This is a genomic window from Xanthomonas sp. AM6 (genome assembly GCF_025665335.1).
In the GTDB taxonomy this organism is placed as follows: Bacteria; Pseudomonadota; Gammaproteobacteria; order Xanthomonadales; family Xanthomonadaceae; genus Xanthomonas_A.
The window spans coordinates 212,294-234,497 of the sequence record NZ_CP106869.1 but is presented as its reverse complement, the minus strand read 5'-3'; the positions used below and the strand labels follow the sequence as shown (position 1 = coordinate 234,497).

The 22,204-nt window shown below is 71.5% G+C and carries 23 protein-coding genes; 12 read left to right on the top strand and 11 right to left on the bottom strand.

Annotation, left to right across the window (positions count from 1 at the left end; genetic code table 11):
• Positions 1–10: 10 nt before the first annotated feature.
• Positions 11–850: a helix-turn-helix transcriptional regulator gene (locus tag OCJ37_RS00975; RefSeq protein WP_263111799.1), complete on the top strand. Its 840-nt coding sequence runs from the start codon at positions 11–13 to the stop codon at positions 848–850.
• Positions 851–1,185: 335 nt separating this feature from the next.
• Here OCJ37_RS00975 and OCJ37_RS00970 read toward each other — a convergent pair whose 3' ends face one another.
• The 4 genes from OCJ37_RS00970 to OCJ37_RS00955 all read right to left on the bottom strand — a co-directional run bounded on the left by OCJ37_RS00970 (position 1,186) and on the right by OCJ37_RS00955 (position 3,186).
• Positions 1,186–1,665, bottom strand: coding sequence for a hypothetical protein (locus OCJ37_RS00970; protein WP_263111798.1), 480 nt, complete (start codon positions 1,663–1,665; stop codon positions 1,186–1,188).
• A gap of 123 nt (positions 1,666–1,788) precedes the next feature.
• Positions 1,789–2,451, bottom strand: coding sequence for a PAQR family membrane homeostasis protein TrhA (locus OCJ37_RS00965; protein ID WP_263111797.1), 663 nt, complete (start codon positions 2,449–2,451; stop codon positions 1,789–1,791).
• A 149-nt stretch (positions 2,452–2,600) separates the two neighbouring features.
• Positions 2,601–2,891, bottom strand: a complete 291-nt coding sequence (locus OCJ37_RS00960; protein ID WP_263111796.1) for a HigA family addiction module antitoxin — start codon at positions 2,889–2,891, stop codon at positions 2,601–2,603.
• Positions 2,892–2,904: 13 nt separating this feature from the next.
• On the bottom strand, positions 2,905–3,186 hold the full coding sequence (locus OCJ37_RS00955) for a type II toxin-antitoxin system RelE/ParE family toxin (RefSeq protein WP_263111795.1): 282 nt from the start codon (positions 3,184–3,186) through the stop codon (positions 2,905–2,907).
• A 169-nt stretch (positions 3,187–3,355) separates the two neighbouring features.
• Between OCJ37_RS00955 and OCJ37_RS00950 the strand changes: the two genes are divergently transcribed.
• Complete coding sequence (locus OCJ37_RS00950; RefSeq protein WP_263111794.1) at positions 3,356–5,851, top strand: DEAD/DEAH box helicase; 2,496 nt, start codon at positions 3,356–3,358, stop codon at positions 5,849–5,851.
• Positions 5,848–6,990: a ribonuclease H-like domain-containing protein gene (locus OCJ37_RS00945; RefSeq protein WP_263111793.1), complete on the top strand. Its 1,143-nt coding sequence runs from the start codon at positions 5,848–5,850 to the stop codon at positions 6,988–6,990. The genes OCJ37_RS00950 and OCJ37_RS00945 overlap by 4 nt, the downstream gene beginning before the upstream one ends.
• Positions 6,991–7,178: 188 nt before the next feature.
• Here OCJ37_RS00945 and OCJ37_RS00940 read toward each other — a convergent pair whose 3' ends face one another.
• The 3 genes from OCJ37_RS00940 to OCJ37_RS00930 form a co-directional block, all read right to left on the bottom strand.
• A complete protein-coding gene (locus OCJ37_RS00940; RefSeq protein WP_263111792.1) occupies positions 7,179–8,291 on the bottom strand; it encodes a saccharopine dehydrogenase family protein in 1,113 nt (370 codons plus the stop codon).
• Between the two features lie 67 nt (positions 8,292–8,358).
• The gene (locus tag OCJ37_RS00935) at positions 8,359–10,248 is read right to left on the bottom strand and encodes a M56 family metallopeptidase (protein WP_263111791.1); all 1,890 of its coding nucleotides are present in this window, start codon (positions 10,246–10,248) and stop codon (positions 8,359–8,361) included.
• Positions 10,249–10,251: 3 nt separating this feature from the next.
• Complete coding sequence (locus OCJ37_RS00930) at positions 10,252–10,638, bottom strand: BlaI/MecI/CopY family transcriptional regulator (protein ID WP_263111790.1); 387 nt, start codon at positions 10,636–10,638, stop codon at positions 10,252–10,254.
• A gap of 179 nt (positions 10,639–10,817) precedes the next feature.
• On the opposite strand from OCJ37_RS00930, the gene OCJ37_RS00925 reads away from it, so the two are divergent.
• On the top strand, positions 10,818–11,270 hold the full coding sequence (locus OCJ37_RS00925) for a MarR family winged helix-turn-helix transcriptional regulator (protein WP_263111789.1): 453 nt from the start codon (positions 10,818–10,820) through the stop codon (positions 11,268–11,270).
• 3 nt (positions 11,271–11,273) lie between these two features.
• A complete protein-coding gene (locus OCJ37_RS00920) occupies positions 11,274–12,089 on the top strand; it encodes an NAD-dependent epimerase/dehydratase family protein (protein WP_263111788.1) in 816 nt (271 codons plus the stop codon).
• Between the two features lie 166 nt (positions 12,090–12,255).
• Here the strand turns inward: OCJ37_RS00920 and OCJ37_RS00915 are convergent, their stop codons facing one another.
• Positions 12,256–13,155 carry an AraC family transcriptional regulator gene (locus tag OCJ37_RS00915; RefSeq protein ID WP_263111787.1) on the bottom strand — a complete coding sequence of 300 codons (900 nt, stop codon included), beginning with the start codon at positions 13,153–13,155 and terminating at the stop codon, positions 12,256–12,258.
• Between the two features lie 130 nt (positions 13,156–13,285).
• Between OCJ37_RS00915 and OCJ37_RS00910 the strand changes: the two genes are divergently transcribed.
• From OCJ37_RS00910 to ligD, 5 genes are all read left to right on the top strand, one after another.
• On the top strand, positions 13,286–14,356 hold the full coding sequence (locus OCJ37_RS00910; RefSeq protein WP_263111786.1) for an aldo/keto reductase: 1,071 nt from the start codon (positions 13,286–13,288) through the stop codon (positions 14,354–14,356).
• A 4-nt stretch (positions 14,357–14,360) separates the two neighbouring features.
• Positions 14,361–14,897: a nuclear transport factor 2 family protein gene (locus OCJ37_RS00905; protein ID WP_317633206.1), complete on the top strand. Its 537-nt coding sequence runs from the start codon at positions 14,361–14,363 to the stop codon at positions 14,895–14,897.
• Between the two features lie 29 nt (positions 14,898–14,926).
• Positions 14,927–15,268 (top strand): Atu4866 domain-containing protein, encoded by a 342-nt coding sequence (locus tag OCJ37_RS00900; RefSeq protein ID WP_263111785.1) that lies wholly within the window; start codon positions 14,927–14,929, stop codon positions 15,266–15,268.
• A gap of 228 nt (positions 15,269–15,496) precedes the next feature.
• Positions 15,497–15,673, top strand: coding sequence for a DUF3606 domain-containing protein (locus OCJ37_RS00895; RefSeq protein ID WP_263111784.1), 177 nt, complete (start codon positions 15,497–15,499; stop codon positions 15,671–15,673).
• Positions 15,674–15,691: 18 nt separating this feature from the next.
• Positions 15,692–18,256, top strand: coding sequence for a DNA ligase D (gene ligD, locus OCJ37_RS00890; protein WP_263111783.1), 2,565 nt, complete (start codon positions 15,692–15,694; stop codon positions 18,254–18,256).
• A 61-nt stretch (positions 18,257–18,317) separates the two neighbouring features.
• Here ligD and OCJ37_RS00885 read toward each other — a convergent pair whose 3' ends face one another.
• Together OCJ37_RS00885 and OCJ37_RS00880 are read right to left on the bottom strand one after the other, a co-directional pair.
• The gene (locus OCJ37_RS00885) at positions 18,318–19,361 is read right to left on the bottom strand and encodes an SDR family oxidoreductase (protein ID WP_263111782.1); all 1,044 of its coding nucleotides are present in this window, start codon (positions 19,359–19,361) and stop codon (positions 18,318–18,320) included.
• 83 nt (positions 19,362–19,444) lie between these two features.
• The gene (locus OCJ37_RS00880) at positions 19,445–19,606 is read right to left on the bottom strand and encodes a hypothetical protein (protein ID WP_263111781.1); all 162 of its coding nucleotides are present in this window, start codon (positions 19,604–19,606) and stop codon (positions 19,445–19,447) included.
• A 137-nt stretch (positions 19,607–19,743) separates the two neighbouring features.
• Here OCJ37_RS00880 and OCJ37_RS00875 point away from each other — a divergent pair, with 137 nt between their 5' ends.
• Positions 19,744–20,100 carry a hypothetical protein gene (locus OCJ37_RS00875; RefSeq protein ID WP_263111779.1) on the top strand — a complete coding sequence of 119 codons (357 nt, stop codon included), beginning with the start codon at positions 19,744–19,746 and terminating at the stop codon, positions 20,098–20,100.
• Positions 20,101–20,372: 272 nt separating this feature from the next.
• Here the strand turns inward: OCJ37_RS00875 and OCJ37_RS00870 are convergent, their stop codons facing one another.
• Positions 20,373–21,593 carry a DNA topoisomerase IB gene (locus OCJ37_RS00870; protein ID WP_263111778.1) on the bottom strand — a complete coding sequence of 407 codons (1,221 nt, stop codon included), beginning with the start codon at positions 21,591–21,593 and terminating at the stop codon, positions 20,373–20,375.
• 154 nt (positions 21,594–21,747) lie between these two features.
• Between OCJ37_RS00870 and OCJ37_RS00865 the strand changes: the two genes are divergently transcribed.
• Entirely contained in the window at positions 21,748–22,143 is a 396-nt protein-coding gene (locus OCJ37_RS00865) for an I78 family peptidase inhibitor (RefSeq protein WP_263111777.1), read from the top strand.
• Positions 22,144–22,204: the final 61 nt, after the last annotated feature.

The following is a 22,204-nucleotide window of genomic DNA, read 5'->3' as shown; positions in this document are numbered from 1 at the left end:
GGACAGCGGCATGAGCGAGCACAACCCCCTGGGCAACTACCTGCGCGAGCGGCGTGCGCGCCTGGACCCGGCCACGCTCGGCCTGCCGCTCGCGCGCCGGCGCGCCCCTGGCCTGCGCCGCGAGGAAGTGGCGCAACGCGCCCACGTCAGTGCCACCTGGTACACCTGGCTGGAGCAGGGCCGCGGCGGCGCGCCCTCGGCCGATGCGCTGCAGCGCATCGCCACCGCACTGAACCTCAACGAAGACGAGCGCGAGCACCTGTTCCTGCTGGCGCGGCAGCGCCCGCCGCGCACGCGGGGGCCGGTGCCGGCGCAGGTCACCCCACGGCTGCGGCGCGTACTCGACGCCTTGCCGTTGAGCCCGGCCTACGTCAAGACCGCCACCTGGGACGTGCTGGCCTGGAACCGCGCCGCCAGCGTGGTGCTCACCGACTACGGCCAGCTGCCGCCGGCCGAGCGCAACATCCTGCACCTGGTGTTCTGCCGGCCCGGCGCACCGGAGACCATGCCCGACTGGGAACGGGTCGCGCGCTTCGCCGTGGCCACCTTCCGCGCCGAGACCGCGCGCGCCGGCGGCGCCGTCGCCCAGCGCGCCGAGCAACTGGTCGCCGAACTCGGCCAGGCCAGCCCGCGCTTCCGCGAGCTGTGGAGCGAACGCGACGTGCGCAGCCATGGCGAAGGCAGCAAGACCATCCACAAGCCCGGCCGCGAACGGATCAGCCTGGAATATTCCGCCTTCGCCGTCGATGGCCAACCCGACCTCGGCCTGGTGGTGTACACCGCGTCCACCCCGCAGGATGCCGCGCGTATCGCGGCGTTGCTGGAGGACACGCAGGACGCGGGCAGCTAGATCGTCCTGGCGGCGGGTGCGGGACACGCATCGGCGGAGCGGCCGGCCGCGAACTGAACTGCTTCCTGGGTATCGTGTTGACAGCACAGACACCCGCTCGACAATAGAACCGTACGGCTTTGCTTTTTTGCACCCGGCGCTGGAGCAGTGTTCCGGGCAACGTGGCGGCAGCGACGACCTGCCGCTGCCGCAGTGTGTGGTTCCGTGCGTCCCCTAAGTGCCTTGCCACCTCCCGCCAGGCCTCCCCATGACGCCTCACCATTCCGCCCCTTCCGATCCTTCCGATCCTCCGTCCGCATTGCAACCGGGCGAGCAGGCGCTGTTCGGGGCGGCTCTCACTGCCCCGCGGCGCAATCCGCGTGTTGTGCGTTACAGAGTTCTGAGGCGCGGCGCAGTTGTGCCTCGCTCAACGGCGGCGGGCGGGCGACCGCAGCCTGGACCTGGTCCGGCGCGCCGGTAAGGGCGTGCAGGCCCTTGGCGGCCTTGCCTGCCACGTAGTAGATGCCGAGCGCGAGGTAGCCGCCGCCCTGGCTCACCTGCTCCACCGAGGGCGGTGGCCGCCAGTCCTTGTCGAAGCGGTTGGGTTGGATGCTGACCGGATTCTTGAAGCGGTACAGGTCCAGCGGCTGCTCCTCGTCCGGCGGCAGCGCGCGCACTTCGTCGAGGGTCTGGATGTCCTGCTGCGGTGGGCCGCTCGCGGCCTGCGGCGGATCGCTCGCTGCGGGCGCCGGGTCGGGGTCGGCCTGCTGCGCATGCGCTTGCGCGAGCACGCCAAGCAGCACTGCGGCAGCGAAGAAACGCGCGGCATTGCACATCGAGATCGGTCCTTTCCCATGCATGGCCATGGCAGGCCTGAGCTTACGGCCGGTGGCTGAACGTCGCCATCGCGACGGCGGGACGACGCGCCCCGCCGGCAGCGCCGCCCGTCCGCAACGCGCTCATGCCGCCTGCAACGGCTGCAGGCACAACCAGATGGCGCACCAGTGCGACAGCGCGCCGCCCAGCACGTGCGCGTGCCAGATGGCGCGGTTGTAGACCATCGACTTGCGCACGTAGAAGCCCACGCCGACGGTGTAGAACATGCCGCCGGCGGCGATGAACCAGAGCACGGCGCTGTCCAGGCTGGCCATCAGCGGCTTGATCGCGACGATGCCGGCCCAGCCCAGCAACAGGTAGATCGCCACCCAGAAGCCCTTGCTGATGCCGGGCAGGAACAGTTTGGCGAACACGCCGAACAGCGCCACACCCCACACCGCCAGGGTCATCGACCAGACCCAGGCGCCGGACAGCGCCAGCACGAACAGCGGGGTGTAGGAGCCGGCGATCATCACGAAGATGCCGGCGTGGTCGAGCTTGCGCAGGATCGGCTGGCGCTGCGGCGGGGCGAAGTTGTAGGCCGCCGAGCAGGCGAACATCACCAGCATCCCCAGCGCGTAGACGCAGGTGGCCAGGAGCAGCGCGTGGTTGGCGTGGGGGCGCCAGACCAGCATGGCGCCGCCGACGATGGACAGCAGCAGGCCGGCGGCGTGCACGATCAGGTCGGCGCGGCGGGCACCGGCGGTCTTGTAGTGCGCGGCGATGGCGGGGGCAGGCACGGACAAGGCGAGTCTTCGGCGCGCCGGGGGGACGGCGCCGCTGCGCGAGAGGGGAGCACAGGATACGCGCTGGCCGCGACGATCAGGTCAGCGTCGCCGGACCGCGAACGCCGTGGCCGGCAGGCATCGCGCCAGCGGTGGCGTACCGCGACGGGCTAGGCCGCGATGCGCTCGATCTTCCCGGCCTGCGCGCCCAATGCGCGCCGCGCCTGTTCCAGGTCGTAGTCCGCCTGCAGGCCGAGCCAGAAGCGCTCGCTGGTACCGAGCGCGGCGGCCAGCCGGATCGCGCTGTCGGCGGTGACGCTGCGCTTGCCCAGCACGATTTCGTTGATGCGCCGCGGCGGCACGCCTGCAGCGCGCGCCAGCGCGTTCTGGCTGATGCCCAGCGGGGTCAGGAATTCCTCCAGAAGGACATCGCCGGGGTGAATGTTGGGCAGAGTCTTCATGGCAGCTCGATGGTCAGTGGTCGTCGACGATTTCCACGTTCGGCGCATCGCCGTCCTTCCACTGGAAGCGCACGCGCCATTGGTCGTTGATCCGGATGCTGTACTGGCCCTTGCGGTTTCCCTTCAACGCTTCCAGGCGGTTGGCCGGCGGGACACGCAGGTCGTCCAGCGCGGCCGCGCTGTTGAGCATGCGCGGCTTGCGCCGCGCCACGACCTGGATATCGGCCGGCAATCGCCGGGACGGCGTGCCCTGCCAGATCTTTTCGGCTTCCTTGTCGACAAAGGTCCGGATCACCCGCCAACCATAACGCCACTCGTCATATGGCGCAGCCGTCATGGCGATCCCCGCTGCGTTTCGTCAGGCTGGCTGAATCCGCTCAGCCAGCCGCCCTCGCCCGGTCGGCCGCCGTCTCATACCCTGAGACGCCTTTCCGCTTCCCTGTCCCGCTTTGAGAGCCGTTCCGATGCCCGCCCACGCCCTAGCCCGCCGCACCGAGGACGCCGAGCGCGCCCTGTCCACCACCGGCGGGGAGCCTTCGCGCGACGGCGCGCTGCTGACCGAGCGGCTGGAGCGGCGCTACCACGACCGCATCACCGGCAGCTTCATGATTCCCGGCCGCGCGGGCCGCTATGCGCCGATCCCGGACGACGTGCCGGCGGCGCTGGCCGCGGCGCTGAAGGCGCGCGGCATCGAACAGCTGTACAGCCACCAGGCGCAGGCCTGGGAGGCGGCGCAGCGCGGGGAGCATGTGGCCATCGTCACCCCCACCGCGTCGGGCAAGTCGCTGTGCTACACGCTGCCGGTGGTGGCCGCGGCGATGACCGCGCAGGCCAAGGCGCTGTACCTGTTCCCGACCAAGGCACTGGCGCAGGACCAGGTGGCCGAGCTGCTGGAACTCAACCGCGCCGGCGAGCTGGGGGTGAAGGCCTTCACCTTCGACGGCGACACCCCGGGCGACGCGCGCCAGGCGATCCGCCTGCACGGCGACATCGTGGTCAGCAACCCGGACATGCTGCACCAGGCGATCCTGCCGCACCACACCAAGTGGGCGCAGTTCTTCGAGAACCTGCGCTACGTGGTGATCGACGAGATCCACACCTACCGCGGCGTGTTCGGCAGCCACGTCACCAACGTGCTGCGCCGGCTCAAGCGCATCTGCGCGTTCTACGGGGTGAACCCGCAGTTCATCCTGTGCTCGGCCACCATCGGCAATCCGCGCGCGCACGCCGAGGCGCTGATCGAGCAGCGCGTGCATGCGATCACCGAGTCCGGCGCGCCGTCCGGCGACAAGCACGTGCTGCTGTGGAACCCGCCGGTGGTCAACGCCGACCTGGGCCTGCGCGCGTCGGCGCGCTCGCAGAGCAACCGCATCGCGCGCATCGCGATCAAGTCCGGGCTGAAGACGCTGGTGTTCGCGCAGACCCGGCTGATGGTGGAGGTGCTGACCAAGTACCTGAAGGACATCTTCGACCACGACCCGCGCAAGCCGCCGCGCATCCGCGCCTACCGCGGCGGCTACCTGCCCACCGAGCGCCGCGAGGCCGAGCGCGCGATGCGTGCCGGCAGCATCGACGGCATCGTCTCCACCTCGGCGCTGGAGCTGGGCGTGGACATCGGTTCGCTGGACGTGGTGGTGCTCAACGGCTATCCGGGCAGCGTCGCCGCGACCTGGCAGCGCTTCGGCCGCGCCGGACGCCGCCAGCAGCCGTCGCTGGGCGTGCTGGTGGCCAGCTCGCAACCGCTGGACCAGTACGTGGTGCGGCATCCGGACTTCTTCGCCGACGCCTCGCCCGAACACGCGCGCACCGCGCCGGACCAGCCGCTGATCCTGTTCGACCACATCCGCTGCGCCGCGTTCGAGCTGACCTTCGTCGCCGGCGAGGCGTTCGGGCCGGTGGACCCGGAGGTGTTCCTGCAGGCGCTGGCCGAGAGCGAGGTGGTGCACCAGGAGGGCGAGCGCTGGGAGTGGATCGCCGACAGCTACCCGGCCAACGCGGTGAGCCTGCGCTCGGTCGCCGACGGCAACTTCGTGGTGGTCGACAAGACCGACGGCAAGCAGCAGATCATCGCCGAGGTGGACTATTCCGCCGCCGCGCTGACCCTGTACGAAGGCGCGATCCACATGGTGCAGAGCACCCCGTACCAGGTGGAGAAGCTGGACTGGGAAGGACGCAAGGCCTACGTCACCCGCACCCACGTGGACTACTACACCGACAGCATCGACTTCACCAAGCTCAAGGTGCTGGACCGCTTCGACGGCGGCGCGGCCGGGCGCGGCGACAGCCACCACGGCGAGGTGCACGTGGTGCGGCGCGTGGCCGGCTACAAGAAGATCCGCTACTACACCCACGAGAACATCGGCTACGGCCCGGTCACCCTGCCCGACCAGGAACTGCACACCACCGCGGTGTGGTGGCAGCTGCCGCAGGCCACGCTGCTGAAGGCGTTCGCCTCCAAGCAGGACGCGCTGGACGGCTTCCTCGGCGCGGCCTACGCGCTGCACGTGGTGGCGACGGTGGCGGTGATGGCCGACGCGCGCGACCTGCAGAAGGCGGTGGGCGACGGCGACGGCGCCTGGTTCGCGATGGCCGACGCCAAGGGCCGCGGCCAGCTGCGCGGCGGCGACAACGGCGAGCCGGTCGGCGTGGAACTGCAGCAGTTCGTGCCCACCGTGTACCTGTACGACAACTTCCCCGGCGGCGTGGGCCTGAGCGAACCGCTGTGGCAGCGCCAGGGCGAGTTGGTGCAGCGCGCGCGCGAACTGGTGCAGCGCTGCGACTGCGTGGCCGGCTGCCCGGCCTGCGTCGGCCCGGTGCTGGCCGCGCAGGAGGAAAGCGCGACCACGCCGAAGGCGCTGGCCTTGCACGTGCTGCGCCTGCTGCTGGAGGACGTGGCGCTGGACGAAGAGACCACCGCGATCGACGGCGACCTCGACGCGCTGCCGGAGTGGAGCGCATGAGCATCAGCCTCGAACGCCTGCGCGCGCTGCGCAAGCAGGCCGGCGATGCGAGCGTGGACGCGCCGCGCGCGCCGGTGCAAACACCGGCGCAAACACCGACGCGAACACCGACTCAGGCGCCGAGCGCCCGGCCGATCGGCAGTGCGATCGCCGCGGGTGGGGTGGCGCCTGCGCTCGCGCGTGCAGCGGCGCCCGCCGGCGGCTCCACGTTGCTGCGCAAGCCGCGCGGGACGGACGCGGCGCCCATCCCGTCCACGCCACGCGCGCCCGCGCCCGGCGGCGAGGCCGCGACCGCCGTGGCGCCGCCGATCGCGATCGAACCATTCGACCAGCGCGGCGCCGACGTCGCCTCGCTGCGGCGCCTGCTCGGCCTGCGCGAACGCACGGTGGCGCCGGCCGCGGCGCCGCGCAAGCCGCAGGCGGCCGACCGCCACCTGCCCGGCGTGGAGATCGCGCCCGGCCTGCACCTGATCGAAGCGTTCCTGCCGCAGCCGATCCCGGCCAGCGCGCTGTCGCTGGCCTTCGCCCGGCGCGAGGACGCGGTGCAGCCGTCGGACCTGCTGTTCTTCGACACCGAGACCACCGGCCTGGCCGGCGGCACCGGCACCCGCGCCTTCATGATCGGCGCGGCCGACTGGTACCTGCATCCTGTCGACGGCCCCGGCCTGCGCATCCGCCAGTTGATGATGGCCACGATGGGCGCGGAGAAGGCCATGCTGGAGGCGTTCCGCGCCTGGCTGGCGCCGACCACGGTGCTGTCCAGCTACAACGGCCGCTGCTACGACGCGCCGCTGCTGAAGACCCGCTACCGGCTGGCGCGCTGCGCCGATCCGCTGTCGGCGCTGGACCACGTGGACCTGCTGCACCCCACCCGCCGCCGCTACCGCGGCACCTGGGAGAACTGCAAGCTGGCCACGATCGAGCGCCAGTTGCTGCGCATCGTGCGCGAGGACGACCTGCCCGGCTCCGAAGCCCCGGCCGCCTGGCTGGGCTACCTGCGCGGCGGCAGCGCGCGCAACCTGCGCCGCGTCGCCGCGCACAACCACCAGGACGTGGTGACCCTGGCCCTGCTGCTGCAGCGCCTGGTCGACGCAGAGGCCGAGGACCGCGAAGTGGTGCCCTGCATCGAGGCGCCGTAGGCAGGCGTGCTTCGCTGGCGAAAGCCTGTTTAAGCGTCATGCCGTGTCGGGGGTACGGCGCGAAAGCGTCTCGCTTGATTCGGAAGCACGAGGCTTGGCTCGTACCTCGTCCATGTCCCCGGGCGACCTTCACTTAAAAGGAAGCCACGGTCCGATTGGAACAGGGCAATCGATGCCCGACAACCGCCCTAGATCTCCCGCACCGCAGTCTCGATCCGCCACGCCGCGAATTCGCCTTCGAACTCGGCCAGGCTCAGCAGGCCCATGCACGCATGCGCGCCCACCGGCAACGCCGCGCCGGCGGCCAGCTTGCGCACCAGCAGGATCGCGGCCAGGCACGGGATCTCCGGGCCGTGCAGGGTCGGCGCGGTCAGTTCCCAGCACAGGGCGTGCGGGCGGCCGTCGTTGTGTCCGCGCAACTGCACCGACATGCCGCCGAGGTCGCTGCCGAAGCGGTCGAACCAGCGCCCGGCGCGCGCGAACGCCGCCGCCAGCGCCTGCATCGGCAACGGCACGCCGAGCCCGCGCAGGCGCGCGAGCGCGGCCAGGCAGCGCTGCAGGAACGGCAGCTCCAGCGCCGCGCGGAAACGCACGCTGCGCACGCCGGGATAGCGCGCCACCAGCAGGTCGTGGTCGGGCACGTCGCAGGGCGCGGCCAGGCGCGGGGCGAGCCGCGCGAACGCGACCGGCTGCGGCGCGGCCCACCCGCGCGTCCGCTGCCAACGCCCATCGCACCACCAGTCGAACGGCTGGCCGCAATACGACAGCACCGCGCGCACCGTGGCCATGCCCAACGGCGTGGCCTGCGCCGGCGCGATGACCAGGTCGATGTCGTGCAGCTGCGAAAAGCGCGGGCGCAGCGCGTCGACCACCGCGCTGGACAGCGCCGGCAGGGTGCTGGCGCCGCTGATCGCGCTGCGTCCGGCCTGCCGCGCCAGCGCATCGAGCGCGGCGGGAAAATCGCGCACGAAGGCGCGGCCGTCGGCCAGGTCGATGTAGTGCATGCCGGCCTGCAGGCAGGCGCGAGCGACCGCGTAGTCCTGGCCCTGGAACGGTCCGGCGGTGTGCACGACGATGTCCGCGCCGGTGGCGGCCAGCTGCGCCGGGAAGTCCGCCGCCGCGGTATCCAGGCGGCACAGCGCGACGCCGCCCAGGTCGGCGCCGGCCAGATTGTCGGCCGCGGCTGCGGGGTGGCGCCCGGCCGCGATCACCTGCAGCGTCGGGGTCGCCGCCAGCGCGCGCACGATGCGCGCGCCGAAATGGCCATAGCCCCCCAGTACCACCACCTTGCAAACTGCCATCGCGTCCCTGCTCGTCCTGTCGGCGTCGGCGGCGATTATCCGCGCAGCGCCGGCACGCAGGAATGACTCAGCCGCCGATCGGCGTGGCCAGCCCCTGCGCGATGGCCTGCCGGATCAGTTCCTCGGCCTGCTGCCGCGCGCGCAGGCTGGCGTCGGCCTGCTGCTTGCCCAGCTCGGCCTGCTGCAGGCCCAGTTGCGCCTGCTGCCGGGCCAGGGCCTGGAGCTGTTCGCCCAACGCGTCGTGGCGCATCCGTTCGCTCGCCCGCAGCGCCGCCGTGCGGGCGCGCTGCGCCTGGTCGCCGGCTGCGCGGCTGGCGGCGACCGCCGCCTCGGCCTGGCGCGTCGCGCTGTCGGTCAGCTGCTCGCTCAACTGCGCCATGCGCTCGCCCAGTTCGCCCTGGCGATCGCCGAGATCGCCTTGGCGGTCGCCCAGCGCGGCCTGCGTCTCGGCCAGGCGCAGGCTCTGTGCGTGCAGCGCCTGGAAGCGCGCCAGCGCGGCCGGATCGCGGACCACGTAGCGGCGGCCGTCATGCCGGAACCACAGCAGCGCGCCGCCGTCGCCGGCCAGGCGGTTCGCCTCGCGCAGGTCGTCCAGCGAGGCGTCCATCAGGTTGTGCCCATCCTGCACCAGCACGTAGGCGTCCTCGCCGTCGTGCCGGGAGAGCGTGGTGCGGCCGTGGGTGACCAGCGCCTCGGCGGGTGCGGGCGCGGCGGGTGCCGCCGGGGCGGCCGGCGGCGATGGCGCGGCAGGCGGCTCGGGGACTGTCGACGCGGCGGCAGGGGCGGGCCGCGCCAGCACGCTGGCGACGATCGACGTCGCCGCCGGGGCGGCCGGGGCCGGGGCCGAGGCCTCCGCGGGCACCGCCGGGGTGGCCGGCGCGGCGGCTGGCGCCGGCGCCGACGCTGCAACTGCCGGGACCGGCTTGGCGACCAGGCGCAGCGGCATGACCCCGGCCAGCGCGATGGCGGCGGTGATCAGGCCGGCGCCGAGACGGGAGAACGAGGCCGTGCTCTGCAGCATCAGCAGGCGCCGCTTCAGGCTGACGAAGCTCGGCGAGGCGCTGGCGACGCCGGCCGCCGGCCGCGGCGCCACGCCCAGCTGCACCAGCAGGCGCGCGTAGTTGTGCCGGCAGTGCCGGTGCCCGGCGACCACCGCCGCATCGCAGGCGGCCTCGCGGGCCAGTGCGTACTCGCGCACCGCCAGGTGCACCAGCGGGTGGAAGAAGAACAGGTGCTGCGCCAGTGCCGGCAGCAAGCCCCACCACAGGTCGCGGCGCTGCAGGTGCACCAGTTCGTGGGTCAGCGCCATGTCCAGGTCGTCGGCGTGCAGCGCCGCCAGGCGCCGCGCCGGCAGCAGCAGCACCGGCCGCCACGGCCCGATCAGCTGCGGCGAGTCGATCTGCGCGGACAGCCGCAGCTGCGGTGGCTGGCGCAGGCCGTGCGCCTCGGCGGCCAGGCGCAAGGCGCCGAGCAAGCTGGCGTCGGTGCACGGCGTGGCCGCGTGCACGAGGTGCCGGCTGGCGCGGTAGGCGGCGCCGCTGCGCAGCGCGCCGAGCAGCACGCCGGCCAGCCACAGCGCGACCAATGCCTGCGCCCAGGACAGCGGCGCCGCGGCAGAGGCAGCCTGCGGCGCGGCGGCGGCGGCGGCGGCGGACGGCGCCGTCGTCGCGGCGGCCGGTTCCTGCAGCGAGGCCGCCGGCAACGCCGCAACGGCCTGCAGCGCCGGCGCCGGCGCGGCCGGCAGCACCGGCAGGCTCAGCGCGCCGGCCCACAGCAGGCCGAGCACGGTCTGCGCGCCGACCAGCCACCACAGCCGGCAGCGCGTGGCCGCCGGCAAGGCCGGCAGCCAGCGGCACAGCGCCCAGATCGCTGCGACCAACACCGCCGCCTGCACGCTGGTGGCCAGCAGCCGCGACAGCAGGGTCTCGAACAAGCTCGTCCCGAAGATCGCGTGCATGTCTCAGTCCTCGCGCCGTTGCGATTGCAGTTTGGCCACCAGGGCCTCGAGTTCGGCCAGCTCGTCGTCGCTGACCTCCGCGCGCTGCGACATCCACGCCACGAACGGCGACACCGAGCCCTGCAGGGTCTTCTCGACGAAGCTGCCGACCGCGCTGCGCACCACGTCGTCCTGGCCGGCGGTGGCGGCGTAGCGGTACACGCCCTGCACCTGGCGCCGGCGCAGATAGGCCTTGGCGCGCAGCCGCTCCATCATCGTCAGCACGGTGGAGCGGGCCAGCCCTCGCGCCTCGCCGAAGGCGGCGGCGACTTCGCCGACGCTGGCCTCGCCCTGTTCGGCGATGTACTGCAGCAGGGCCAGCTCCTGGTCCCCGATCGATTTGCGCCGCATCCGCCCGCTCCTGGTGACTACAACTGTCGCCAAACTACCCGTGACGACAACTGTCGTCAATAGGCCGGTGGTCATTGCCGGCGGCGGCCGCACCGGTCCACGCACGGGGACCGACCGCGCCGCACCGAAGACAGGACATAAACGTTGACAACTCGTATGCCACCTAACATAATTGCTAGATGGCTAACAAAACCACCGCGATCCATCACGACTCCGTCGGCGCCTGGGCGAAGCGGTGCTACATGGCTGGCCGTGCCGCGATGGAAGCGATGCTCCGCCCATATGACCTCGGAACGACGCAGTGGTACGTGCTGCATCGGCTCGCGCACGACGGCCCGACCATGCAGCGCGAACTAGTGAAGGCGCTCCAGGTCGAGCGCGCCACCTTGAGCGCGATCATCGGCGCGCTGGTCCGCAAGGGGCTTGTCGAGCAGGTGCCTGATCGTGTCGACCAAAGACAGAAACTGCTGCGGATGACGGCGGCGGGCACCGCGTTATGGAAGGAACTGCCCGATCTGGAGGTCATCCATGACGTGGCATTCAAGGGCCTGGATGACGCGGCCATCGCTGCCGCCGTCCAGGTGCTCCAAACCGCTACCGAACGCCTCGAACACTTCATAGACAGGAGCTGAGACGTGAGCGTCTTGATCACTGGTGCAACCGGGCTGGTCGGCGCCCGGCTGGTTCCCCGCCTCGTGGAGGCGGGCGTGGATTGCCGCGCGCTGGTGCGCGGCGGGAAAGAGGTTCCTGCCGGCGCAACGCCGGTGGCGGGCGATCTGTTCGATCCCTCGGCGCTCACGCAGGCCGTGGAGGGCATCTCGTCGGTCATCCATCTTGCGGCGGTCTTCCGCAGCCAGGACACCGACCTCATCTGGAAGAGCAATCTGGAGGGGACGCGCAACCTCATCGCTGCCGTCAAGGCCCATGCACCGCGTGCCCGCTTCATCATTGCGAGCACAAGCAACGTCTACGCCATGGAGAGCGCACATCCCGGGCGCGAGGACGACGCGGTCGATCCGAAACAGGCGTATCCGGCCAGCAAGGTCGCGGCCGAGAAAGAGCTACGGGACAGCGGACTCGCTTGGGCCGTCCTCCGCTTGCCTTTCGTCTACGGCGACCGGGACGGTCACCTTGAGCAATTGCCCAAGCATGCCATCGCCGGAAGATGGCACCCGGCAAAGCGGATCAGCACGATCCACCATCGCGACATCGCCATCGCCTTCCGCCTCGCCCTGAACGGTGCGTTCGACGGCCGCATCGTCAACATTTCCGACGAGGCGCCAACGTCGATTTACGAACTGGCCGCGTTGGCGGGAGAAACGCTGGAATCCTCGTCCGAGCCGATGGAGAACCCGTGGCACCTCCATGTCGATGGCTCGCTTGCACGCAGCCTCGGCTTCCAGCCCAGCGTGAGAACGGTCTACCAGGCGGTACAAGAGCAGCTGATGTGACCGGGCGCCGGCGGCGTCCGATCGTGCCGACACGGTCTGCGGGCGCCTGTCACAGCCATGGGCATCAGGTGTCGGCGCGTCGCCCTGGCATTGCGCCTGTGCCGCCGCGATCTTCGGCTTGCCGGCCCGGCACTGGCGCGCTGGAACCGCAGGCGCCACCGCACGATCAGGACGAAGCGCGCAGCAGCCTGGCGTGCGTCGCCGGCGGCATGCCGAACAGGCGCGCGTAGTCGCGGCTGAACTGCGACGGGCTGTCGTAGCCGACCTGGAACCCGGCGCTGGCGGCATCCAGCGCATTGCCGACCATCAGCCGGCGCGCCTCCTGCATGCGCAACTGGGTGCGGAATTCGATCGGGCTCAACGAGGTGACCGCCTTGAAGTGCTGGTGGAACGTGGAGCGGCTCATGCCCGCGATCTCCGCGGCCTCCTCGATGCGGCAGGCGCCGCGGAAGTGGGTGCGGATCCAGACGATGGCGCGGGCGATGTGGTTGAGCCGGCTGTCGGCCTGCGCCATGTGCCGGATGACGCCGCCTTCGGGCCCGGTGAGCAGGCGGTACAGGATCTCGCGAATGGTGAGCGGCGCCAGCGCCTCGATGTCGCGCGGGGTGTCCAGCAGGCTGGCCAGGCGCACGACCGCGTCCAGCAGCGCCGGCGTGGTCTGGTTGAGGGTCAGCCCCATCGGCGTGGCGGCCGCCGCGTCGGCCATGGGCGGGTGGCGGATGGCGAGTTCGCCCAGTTCGGCCAGGTCCAGATCCAGTTGCAGGCTGAGATACGGCGCCGCGGCGCTGGCCTCGATCACCGAGCCCATGATCGGCAGGCCGACGGAGGCGACCAGGTAGCGCGCCGGGTCGTAGACGTAGCTGGTGGTCCCCAGCATCGCGCGCTTGCGCCCCTGCGCGACGAAGCACACGGTCGGCTCGTAGATCACCGGCATGGGCAGGGTCGGCATCGACGCGCGGATGAGCTTCACGCCGGGCAGGCGGCCATCGAACGTGCCGTCGTGCGGTGCGTGGCGGGCGATGAGGTCGGTCAGCGTGCGCAGGGTCATGTCCGTGTTATTCCACATCCGCCGCCGCCGTGGAAGCGCGCCGCGGCCCGCACCGGACGATCGTGCAAGCATTCCGGACAAGCCGGCTATCGCCCCGGGCCGCCCCGGCGCAACCATGGCGCCTCGCACTTTCCAGGAGCGCCTGCCCATGAACGCCCCCTCTTCCCTCTCCCAGTACCGCCTGCTCGGCCGCTCGGGCCTGCGCGTCTCGCCGCTCGCGCTGGGCACCATGACCTTCGGCCAGGACTGGGGCTGGGGCGCCGACCACGCCGAAGCCAAGCGCATCTTCGACGCCTACACCGAGCGCGGCGGCAATTTCGTCGACACCGCGGTCAACTACACCAACGGCGCGTCCGAGCGCATCCTCGGCGCGCTGCTGAAGGACAGGCGCGAGCGCATCGTGCTGGCCACCAAGTTCACCATGGCGCGCGACGCGGCCAACATCAATTCCGGCGGCAATCACCGCTTCAACCTGGTGCGGTCGGTCGAGACCAGCCTGCGCCAGCTCGATACCGAGCGCATCGACCTGTTCTATCTGCACGCGTGGGACTTCACCACCGCGCCCGACGAGGTGATGCGCGGGCTCGACGACCTGGTCCGCGCCGGCAAGATCGTCTATGCCGGCATCTGCAACACGCCGGCATGGCGGGTGGCGCAGATGCAGACGCTTGCCGACCTGCGCGGCTGGTCGCCCTTCGTCGCGCTGCAGATCGGCTACAGCCTGGTCGAGCGCACGGTCGAACACGAACTGCTGCCGATGGCCCAGGCGATGGGCTTGGGCGTGCTGCCCTGGTCGCCGCTGGGCGGCGGCATCCTGACCGGCAAGTACGGCCGCGCGGACCTGACCGACGACAACGACGCGGATGTGTCGGCGACCCGCAAGGGCGTCATCGCCTCCTCGGGCCATCTCAACGCGCGTGCGCTGGACATCGCCGACGTCGTCGGCCAGATCGCCGGGGAACTGGGCGTGTCGCGCTCGCAGGTGGCGCTGGCGTGGACGCTGCAGCACCCGGCCGTGGTCGCGCCGGTGATGGGCGCGCGCACGCTGCAGCAGGCCGAAGACAACTTCGGCGCGCTGGAGGTGGTGTTCGACGAGGACCAGCTCCGCCGCCTCGACCAGGCCAGCGCGGTCGCGCCGATCTTCCCGGAGAACTTCATCGGCCGGCCGATGGGCCAGCAGCTGATCTTCGGCACCTCCACCGTGCAGGGCCGGAGGTGAGGCCATGGCATGCATCGGCACCAAGGCAGCAACGACCATCCTCGCCGCGCTCGTGCTGGCGGCTTCGGCATGCGGGCCGGCGCGGGTGAACGCCGCGCCGGCGGCGGTACCGGCGGCCGCGCAGACCGAGCGCAACCGGCAGGCCGTCAGCGCCGCGTTCGAGCGCTGGGCCGAGGGCAGCCCGGGCTTCTTCGACGAGCTGCTCGCCCGCGACGTCGTCTGGACGATCGAAGGCTCCGGCCCGAGCGCGGGCACCTATCGCGGCCGCGACGCGTTCATGGCGCAGGCCGTGCGCCCCTTCGCCATCCGCTTGCGCGAGCCGGTGCGGCCGGTCTCCAGACGGATCTGGGCCGACGGCGACCACGTCATCGTGCACTGGGAGGGCCGGGCCGTCGCGCGCGACGGCCGCCCCTACCGCAATCGCTACGCGTGGATCTTCCGCATGGCGGACGGGAAGGCCGTCGAGGCGCACGCCTTCCTCGACCTTGCCGCCTACGACGACGTGCTGCGCCGCATTCCCGCACGCGAGCGTGCGCAGTGAAGCGCGCGAACGCACCACGGTGCGGGCTGGTGGCGGCGCTCGCCGCCGCCGCGGTTGCCGTCGCCAGCGCGCAGCCCGCCGCATCCGGCACGTCCCCCTCCGCTGTACCGACGCAACGAGGCCAGACCATGCAACACCATCCGTATCTGGGCATGTGGGTCACGGCCGATGGCCATGTCCGCCAGGAACTGCTGCCCAACGGCCGCTACGACGAAGCGCGCGGATCGCGCCAGAGCGCCTACCAGGGCCGCTACGCCATCGACGGCAACCACATCGACTACTGGGACGACACCGGCTTCACCGCCGACGGCACCTTCGTCGGCCAGGACGAACTGCACCACGGCGGGATGGTGTTCCATCGCGAGAAATAGCGGGCGTGCGCAGAGCGGTGGCGCGACGGCGCCGCCTGCGCGCGCCGCATCCCGATCGCCGCATTCAGGGTCTCCGCCGTTCACGTCGAACCGACGCCGCCGCGATTAGAAGTTCGTAGACAACGCGCGAGGCCGCAACCGCACAGCGACCGGCCTGCGCAGCGTCGATCGACAGCCGGCGACGTATCCACGCCCTCGGCGCTTCCCATCGTGAGCAGGAGCACCAGCATGAGCGACGACAAGAACAAATCCGGTTCCCCGGACCGGGACCGCATCAATGTCAACGAAGACTACGAGCTGCAGTACTGGACCAAGACGCTCGGCGTCTCCGCCGACGAACTGCGTGCGGCGGTCGAGGCGGTAGGTCCGACGGCCAAGGCGGTTCGCGCGCACCTGGGCAAGTAGCGTGTCCGGGCCCGTGCGATGAGTCTTGCCGAATACCGCCGCAAGCGCAGCTTCGACAAGACCAGGGAGCCGGAGCCGGGCAAGGCGTTGCCCAAGGGGCAGCGCCCGATCTTCGTGGTGCAGCTGCACCACGCCAGCCGCCGCCACTACGACTTCCGGCTGCAGGTCGGCGATGCGCTCAAGAGCTGGGCGGTGCCGAAGGGCCCGAGCTACGACCCGCAGGTCAAGCGCATGGCGGTGGAGGTCGAGGACCATCCGGTCGACTACGCCGCCTTCGAGGGCGAGATCCCCAAGGGCGAGTACGGCGGCGGGCACGTGGCGCAGTTCGACCACGGCGTGTGGACCACTGACGGCGATCCCGAAGCGCAGCTGGCCAAGGGCCACCTGCGCTTCGAACTGTTCGGGACCAAGCTCAAGGGCGGCTGGCACCTGGTGCGGTCCGGCAAGCCGGCGCGCCAGCCGCAATGGCTGCTGTTCAAGGAAGACGATGCCTTCGCCAGCGACGTGGAGGCGGACGACCTGCTCGCCGACGTGACCGCGCCGCCGCCGGAGGACCTCAAGCGCGCCGGCGCGGGCAAGGCGGACAAGCGCAAGGCGCTGACCGCCATCGCGCTCCCGCGCAAGGCGAAGAAGACCGACTGGGCGAAGCGCGCCCTGGCCCTGCCCAAGGCCAAGCGCGCCGCCGCGCCATCCGGGCCGTTCGAAGCGCAACTGGCCAAACTGGGCGAAGCCCCGCCCAAGGGCGAGCACTGGATCCACGAGATCAAGTGGGACGGCTACCGGATCCTGGCCACTGTCGCCGACGGCGCGGTGCGCCTGTGGTCGCGCAATGCGATCGAATGGACCGACAAGATTCCCGAGGTTCGCGATGCCATCGCCGCGCTGGGGCTGACCTCCGCGGCACTGGACGGCGAGCTGATCGCCGGCAAGGGCACCAAGGAGGACTTCAACCTGCTGCAGGCGGTGCTGTCCGGCGAACGCCAGGCCGCGCTGGCGCTGGCGCTGTTCGATCTGCTGCACGTCGACGGCGTGGATATCGCCGATACGCCGCTGGCCGCGCGCAAGGCCCTGCTGCAGGAACTGCTGCACGGCGCCGACGCGCACCTGGCCTTCAGTTCGCACATCGAAGGCGATGGCGAGGCCGCCTTCCGGGTAGCGGGGGAGCAGCACTTCGAGGGCATCATTTCCAAGCGCGCCGACCGCGGCTATCACGGCGGCCGCAGCGAGGACTGGCGCAAGACCAAGCAGCTGGTCTCCGACGAGTTCGCTGTGGTCGGCTACACCGCGCCCAAGGGCAGCCGTTCCGGCTTCGGCTCGCTGCTGCTGGCCCGGCCCGACCCGCAGCACGGCTGGCTGTACGCCGGCCGCGTGGGCTCGGGCTTTTCCGATACCTTGCTGCGCGAGGTGACCAAACTGATCGGCAAGGCCGGCGGCAAGACCCCGACCGCCCACGTGCCCACCACCGAAACCGATCTGCGCGCGGCCACATGGTTCGCGCCGCGCTTCGTGGTGGAAGTGTTCTACCGCGGCATCGGCGGCCAGCAGCTGCTGCGCCAGGCCTCGCTGAAGGCGGTACGGCCGGACAAGGACGTCGCCGACCTGCGCGATTCGGATCGCGCGGCGCCGGACGCGCCGGCAACGCAAGCAGCGGCGCCGGCACCGGCGGCGAAGGGCCGCCGCAAACCCGGCGGCGGCGATGACGGCGGGCGCGTGCCGCCGGCGCTGTCCAGCCCCGGCAAGATCATCTTCCCCGACATCGGCGCCACCAAGCAGGAGGTGTGGGACTACTACAGCGCGGTCATGGACCACCTGCTGCCGGAAATCGCCGGCCGGCCGCTGTCGATCATCCGTTGCCCCAGCGGCGCCGAACGGCCGTGCTTCTTCCAGAAGCACCACACCGCGGGCCTGGAACTGGTGTCCTCGGTGCGCCTGAAGGAGGAGGCCGGCAACAACGCCTACTACCTGGTGGTCAACGATGCCGCCGGCTTGCTGGAACTGGTGCAGTTCAACGCGCTGGAATTCCATCCGTGGGGGTCGTACGCCGAGCGTCCCGATTCGGCCAACCGGGTGGTGTTCGACCTGGATCCCGGCCCCGACGTGCCGTTCGCCGAGGTCAAGCAGGCGGCCACGGACATCCGCAAGCTGCTCGCGCAGCTGGAACTGGAGTCCTTCCTGCGGGTCTCCGGCGGCAAGGGCCTGCACGTGGTGGTGCCGCTCGCGCCGGGCTGCGACTGGGACCTGACCAAGCGCTTCGCGCACGGCTTCGCCGACGCGCTGGCGCAGTCGCAACCCGAGCGCTTCCTGGCCACCGCGACCAAGCGCCTGCGCAACAAGCGCATCTTCGTCGACTACCTGCGCAACGGGCGCGGCGCCACCGCGGTGGCCTCGTATTCGCTGCGCGGGCGTCCCGGCGCGCCGGTCGCGATGCCGCTGGCCTGGAGCGAGCTGCCCAAGCTGCATCGCGCCGACGCGTTCAAGATGCGCGAGGTGCCGGCCAAGCTGAAGCGGCGCCGCAAGGATCCGTGGGAGGGCATCGGCGACGTGCGGCAGAACCTCGCGCGCTGGGCCTCGTCGGAGGAATAGCCGCCGGGCGCGCCGCCGCGGCGGACAACGGGGCGCGGCGCCGCCGGCCCCGTCGCGTGCCTCAGCCCTGCGGCCCGCCCATCACCGGCAGGATCGCGCCACTGATGTAGCTGGCGGTGATCGGCGAGGCCAGGAACACGTAGGCCGGCGACAGTTCCTCCGGCTGCGCCGGGCGCCCCATCGCGCTGCTCTTGCCGAACTCGGCCACGTCCTCGGCGGACTTGTCGGCCGGGTTCAGCGGCGTCCACACCGGGCCCGGTGCGACCGCGTTGACGCGAATGCCACGGGGCTGCAGCTGGCTGGCCAGGGCCATGGTGAAGGCGTGGATCGCGCCCTTGGTCGCCGAGTAGTCGAGCAGCGACTTGCTGCCGAACAGGCCGGTCTCCGAACCGCTGTTGATGATCGCCGCGCCGCGCTTGAGATGCGGCAACGCCGCGCGCGCCATGTGGAAATAGCCGGCGATGTTGGTCTGCAGGGTCTCCTGCAGGTGTTCGTCGCTGAGCTCTTCCAGGGAATGGCAATGCAGCTGGAAGGCGGCGTTGTTGACCAGCACGTCGAGCCCGCCGAACGCGCGCACGGTCTGCGCCACCGCGTCCGCGCAGAACGCCGGGTCCTTCACGTCGCCGGCGATGGTCAGGCAGCGGCGGCCCTCCTTCTCCACATGCGCGCGGGTCACCTCGGCATCCTCGTGCTCGTCCAGGTACAGCACCGCCACGTCGGCGCCCTCGCGCGCGAACAGCACCGCCACCGCGCGGCCGATGCCGGAATCGGCGCCGGTGACGATCGCGCTCATGCCGCGCAGCTTGCCGCTGCCCACGTAGTCCGGCGCCTCGAAACGCGGTTGCAGCGCCAGGTCCTGCTCCTTGCCGGGCTTGCGCAGGTGCTGCTTGGGCATCGTCTCCGGCTGCTTGCGCGTTCCGGCCTGGGTCGGCGCGGACTTCTTGGCCTTGGCCTTGGATTGCGCCTCGCTGGCGTCGATCTCGCGCTGCAGGGCGCGCTGCTTCTGCGCGGTCTTGTCGGCGCCGGCGGAACCGGCCGGCTTGGCCGCGGCGGCGGTCTTGGACGGGGCGGACTTGGAGGCGGCGGGACGTTTGCTGGAGGCCATTGGCATTGCTCCGGTACGTGGAAGGAGGCGGCAGCGGCAAGCGCGGCGCGATGGGTGATCGGGATGGGCCAGCCGGCGACGCGCTAGACGCAGGCAACGCTGCCTTCGATCGTGCGGCAGCCGCAGTGCGCGCCGTGCGTGGCGACGGTCGGGATCGCACGTCTCGACGCACCGGAGGCGCCGCGCGATGCGCCCTGGATCAGCACGAAGGTGGCGTCGTCGCCGCAGACATCGCAGGTGGCCATGATCGGCTCCGGTTTGGCTGGGAAGCGCAGTCTGGCCAAGCCCGCGGCCACGTCGGGTGAAAGCGGGCGCGGCGCTCTTCATGCCGCGCAAACATCCGCCGCGACAGGCTCGCGCTATCCGCAGAAGGAGACACCCCATGAACCGCCCCACGCTCGCCCCCGCCGTCGCGCTCGCCGCCAGCCTGCTGCTTGGCGCCTGCAGTACCACCCAGATCGCCCAGGTGCAGCCGATCGACGGCGTCATCTCCGGCCAGTGCCACGTCGACAAGGTCCGCGGCGCGGTGGGCCTGGCCGCCGCGCAGACCACCGTCGAACGCGCCCGCGTCGACAGCGACAGCCTGCAGGTGCAGGTGGTGAACAGCAGCGTGGACCGCAGCGGCGCCACCGCCAGCGGCGTGGACAGCGCGACCCGCGGCGCCGGCGAGAGCGGCGGCGAGCGCCTGACCATCGAGGTCGGCCCGTACAACAACATCACCACGCTTTATTGCGGTTGAGCGCGTATCTCCGCCGACGCGGCGGAGGCGCCGGCGTGTAGCGGCGCAATGCCGCTGCACGCCGACAGCAGAGCGGCGTTGGCTGGTCTCGCGCCGCCCATTGCGATAGGCGGCAGCGGCAAGCCTGTCGCGACTGAAGTCGCTCCCCATGCCGTCGTCGAGCCGACGCGGCCGCTGGCGGCCGCAGGCTGGCTCGTAGCTCCACTCCTGCATCCGCTACCGGCTCTCGTGCTCGACCTGTCCGGTCGCCGCCCGCAGCGGCGCCGCTTCGCTCAGGCGCGCCGGCGCGGGCGTGCAGCCTCGCCCGGCGCCGCGCGCCGGCCCACCCGGCGCGGCGTCGCCGATGTCGCCACTGTTCCTGCCGCCTTGGAGCGCGCCTTCGCCTTGCCCGTGCCCTTGGCGGCCTTGGCCGCCTTGCGGGTCGCCGCGCGCGCCTGCGCCAGGTATTTCAGCGTCACCAGGTCCCATTGCCGCTCGCCGCGCACACGCTCGCACAGGCCGTGCAGGTCGCCGCAGCGCCAGCCGTCGAACACGCACGGATCGATGTAGGCCTTGCGGCACACCGCCGGGGTGTTGCCCAGCGCATCGGCCACCTCGCGGATCACCGCGTTCTGCGCCAGCTTCAGCGCGCGCTCGCTGCTGGGCTCGGGCAACGGCAGCTGCGCCAGCCGCTGCAGCGCGGCGCGGGTGCCGCCCCAGGTGCGGAAGTCCTTGGCGGTGAAGCTCTCGCCCATCGCCTCGCGCAGGTAGTCGTTGACCTCGCCCGAATCCACCGGCTGCAGGGTGCCGTCGTCGTCGCGGTACTGGAACAGCGCCTGCCCCGGCAGTTGCTGGCAGCCGCGGATCAGCTTGACCAGCTGCACGTCGTCGACCTCGATGTCGTGCTCCTGCCCGCCCTTGCCGCGGAACTTCAGCCGCGCGCGGCCGCCCTTGACGAACTCCATGTGCCGGTTGCGCAGCGTGGTCAGGCCATAGGAGCGGTTGCTGCGCGCGTATTCGGCGTTGCCCACGCGCACCAGGGTCTCGGCCATCAGCGCCACCACCATCGCCAGCACCTTGTCGCGCGGGTAGCCGGGCAGCGCCAGGTCGCGGCGCAGGCGCCGGCGCAGCCGCGGCAGCGCCTGGCCGAAGGCCATGATCCGCTCGAACTTGCCGTCGCCGCGCACCTGCGCCCAGTCGGCGTGGTAGCGGTACTGCTTGCGCCGCCGCGCGTCGCGGCCGGTGGCCTGCACGTGGCCGTTGGCCTTGGTGCAGATCCACACCTCGGTATAGGCCGGCGGGATCGCCAGCTGGCGGATGCGCTGCAGGGTCTGCGCATCGCGCACCGGGCTGCCGTCGGGCATACGGTAGCCGAAGCCCTTGCCGGCGCGGCGGCGGGTGATGCCGGGCTCGTGGTCGCTGACGTAGACCAGGCCGGCGCTGCTGGCGGCCTGCCGGGCCTGCAGCGCGCGGGCCGCCTCGGCGGCATCGGTGGAGCGGGAAGCCTTGGTCATCGAAAAACCGCGCGCGGCGAGGGGAGCGGGGATTGTCGGCAGCGCCGCGGCTAGGCCGCGTCAATGCCGGCGCGGTTAACGAAGCGCGAACGCGGATTCGCCGATGCTGTCGGCTTATGCTGGACCTCTTCTCCCCTCGACTCCTGGAGCCCCGATGAGCAATTTCCTTTCTTCTCGTCCGTCCGCGCGTGCCGGCCTGTTCGGCGCGGCGTGCCTGGCGCTGGCATTGGCCGCGTGCAGCGCGCCGCCGCCGGACGAGCAGGAACAGGTCGCCGCCAAGGCACAGCAGGCCGCCGAACAGGCCGCCAAGCCCAATCCGGCCAGCGCGCCGGAGGCCCCGCCGGTCGGCACCTGCGACGCCTCGCAGGCGCAGGGCCTGGTCGGCCAGCCCGCGGAAAAGGCGCTGGTGGACCAGGCGCGCATCGATACCGGGTCCAAGAGCGTGCGGGTGCTGACCCCGAACCAGATGGTGACGATGGAATTCAACGGCGAGCGCCTGAACATCGAGGTCGACGCCAAGAACGTGGTCACCGGCGTGCGCTGCGGCTGACCCCACGCCGCGGCCGGCGCAGCGGGTTCGCCGCCCGCGCCGGCCATGGCTACGGTTGCAG

Excerpts from the sequence above, each read along its gene's own strand:
- OCJ37_RS00975 (WP_263111799.1), top strand. The coding sequence starts at position 11 with ATGAGCGAGCACAACCCCCTGGGCAACTACCTGCGCGAGCGGCGTGCG.
- OCJ37_RS00970 (WP_263111798.1), bottom strand. The coding sequence starts at position 1,665 with ATGTGCAATGCCGCGCGTTTCTTCGCTGCCGCAGTGCTGCTTGGCGTG.
- OCJ37_RS00960 (WP_263111796.1), bottom strand. The coding sequence starts at position 2,891 with ATGAAGACTCTGCCCAACATTCACCCCGGCGATGTCCTTCTGGAGGAA.
- OCJ37_RS00950 (WP_263111794.1), top strand. The coding sequence starts at position 3,356 with ATGCCCGCCCACGCCCTAGCCCGCCGCACCGAGGACGCCGAGCGCGCC.
- OCJ37_RS00945 (WP_263111793.1), top strand. The coding sequence starts at position 5,848 with ATGAGCATCAGCCTCGAACGCCTGCGCGCGCTGCGCAAGCAGGCCGGC.
- OCJ37_RS00940 (WP_263111792.1), bottom strand. The coding sequence starts at position 8,291 with ATGGCAGTTTGCAAGGTGGTGGTACTGGGGGGCTATGGCCATTTCGGC.
- OCJ37_RS00935 (WP_263111791.1), bottom strand. The coding sequence starts at position 10,248 with ATGCACGCGATCTTCGGGACGAGCTTGTTCGAGACCCTGCTGTCGCGG.
- OCJ37_RS00930 (WP_263111790.1), bottom strand. The coding sequence starts at position 10,638 with ATGCGGCGCAAATCGATCGGGGACCAGGAGCTGGCCCTGCTGCAGTAC.
- OCJ37_RS00925 (WP_263111789.1), top strand. The coding sequence starts at position 10,818 with ATGGCTAACAAAACCACCGCGATCCATCACGACTCCGTCGGCGCCTGG.
- OCJ37_RS00915 (WP_263111787.1), bottom strand. The coding sequence starts at position 13,155 with ATGTGGAATAACACGGACATGACCCTGCGCACGCTGACCGACCTCATC.
- OCJ37_RS00910 (WP_263111786.1), top strand. The coding sequence starts at position 13,286 with ATGAACGCCCCCTCTTCCCTCTCCCAGTACCGCCTGCTCGGCCGCTCG.
- OCJ37_RS00905 (WP_317633206.1), top strand. The coding sequence starts at position 14,361 with ATGGCATGCATCGGCACCAAGGCAGCAACGACCATCCTCGCCGCGCTC.
- OCJ37_RS00895 (WP_263111784.1), top strand. The coding sequence starts at position 15,497 with ATGAGCGACGACAAGAACAAATCCGGTTCCCCGGACCGGGACCGCATC.
- ligD (WP_263111783.1), top strand. The coding sequence starts at position 15,692 with ATGAGTCTTGCCGAATACCGCCGCAAGCGCAGCTTCGACAAGACCAGG.
- OCJ37_RS00885 (WP_263111782.1), bottom strand. The coding sequence starts at position 19,361 with ATGGCCTCCAGCAAACGTCCCGCCGCCTCCAAGTCCGCCCCGTCCAAG.
- OCJ37_RS00880 (WP_263111781.1), bottom strand. The coding sequence starts at position 19,606 with ATGGCCACCTGCGATGTCTGCGGCGACGACGCCACCTTCGTGCTGATC.
- OCJ37_RS00875 (WP_263111779.1), top strand. The coding sequence starts at position 19,744 with ATGAACCGCCCCACGCTCGCCCCCGCCGTCGCGCTCGCCGCCAGCCTG.
- OCJ37_RS00870 (WP_263111778.1), bottom strand. The coding sequence starts at position 21,593 with ATGACCAAGGCTTCCCGCTCCACCGATGCCGCCGAGGCGGCCCGCGCG.
- OCJ37_RS00865 (WP_263111777.1), top strand. The coding sequence starts at position 21,748 with ATGAGCAATTTCCTTTCTTCTCGTCCGTCCGCGCGTGCCGGCCTGTTC.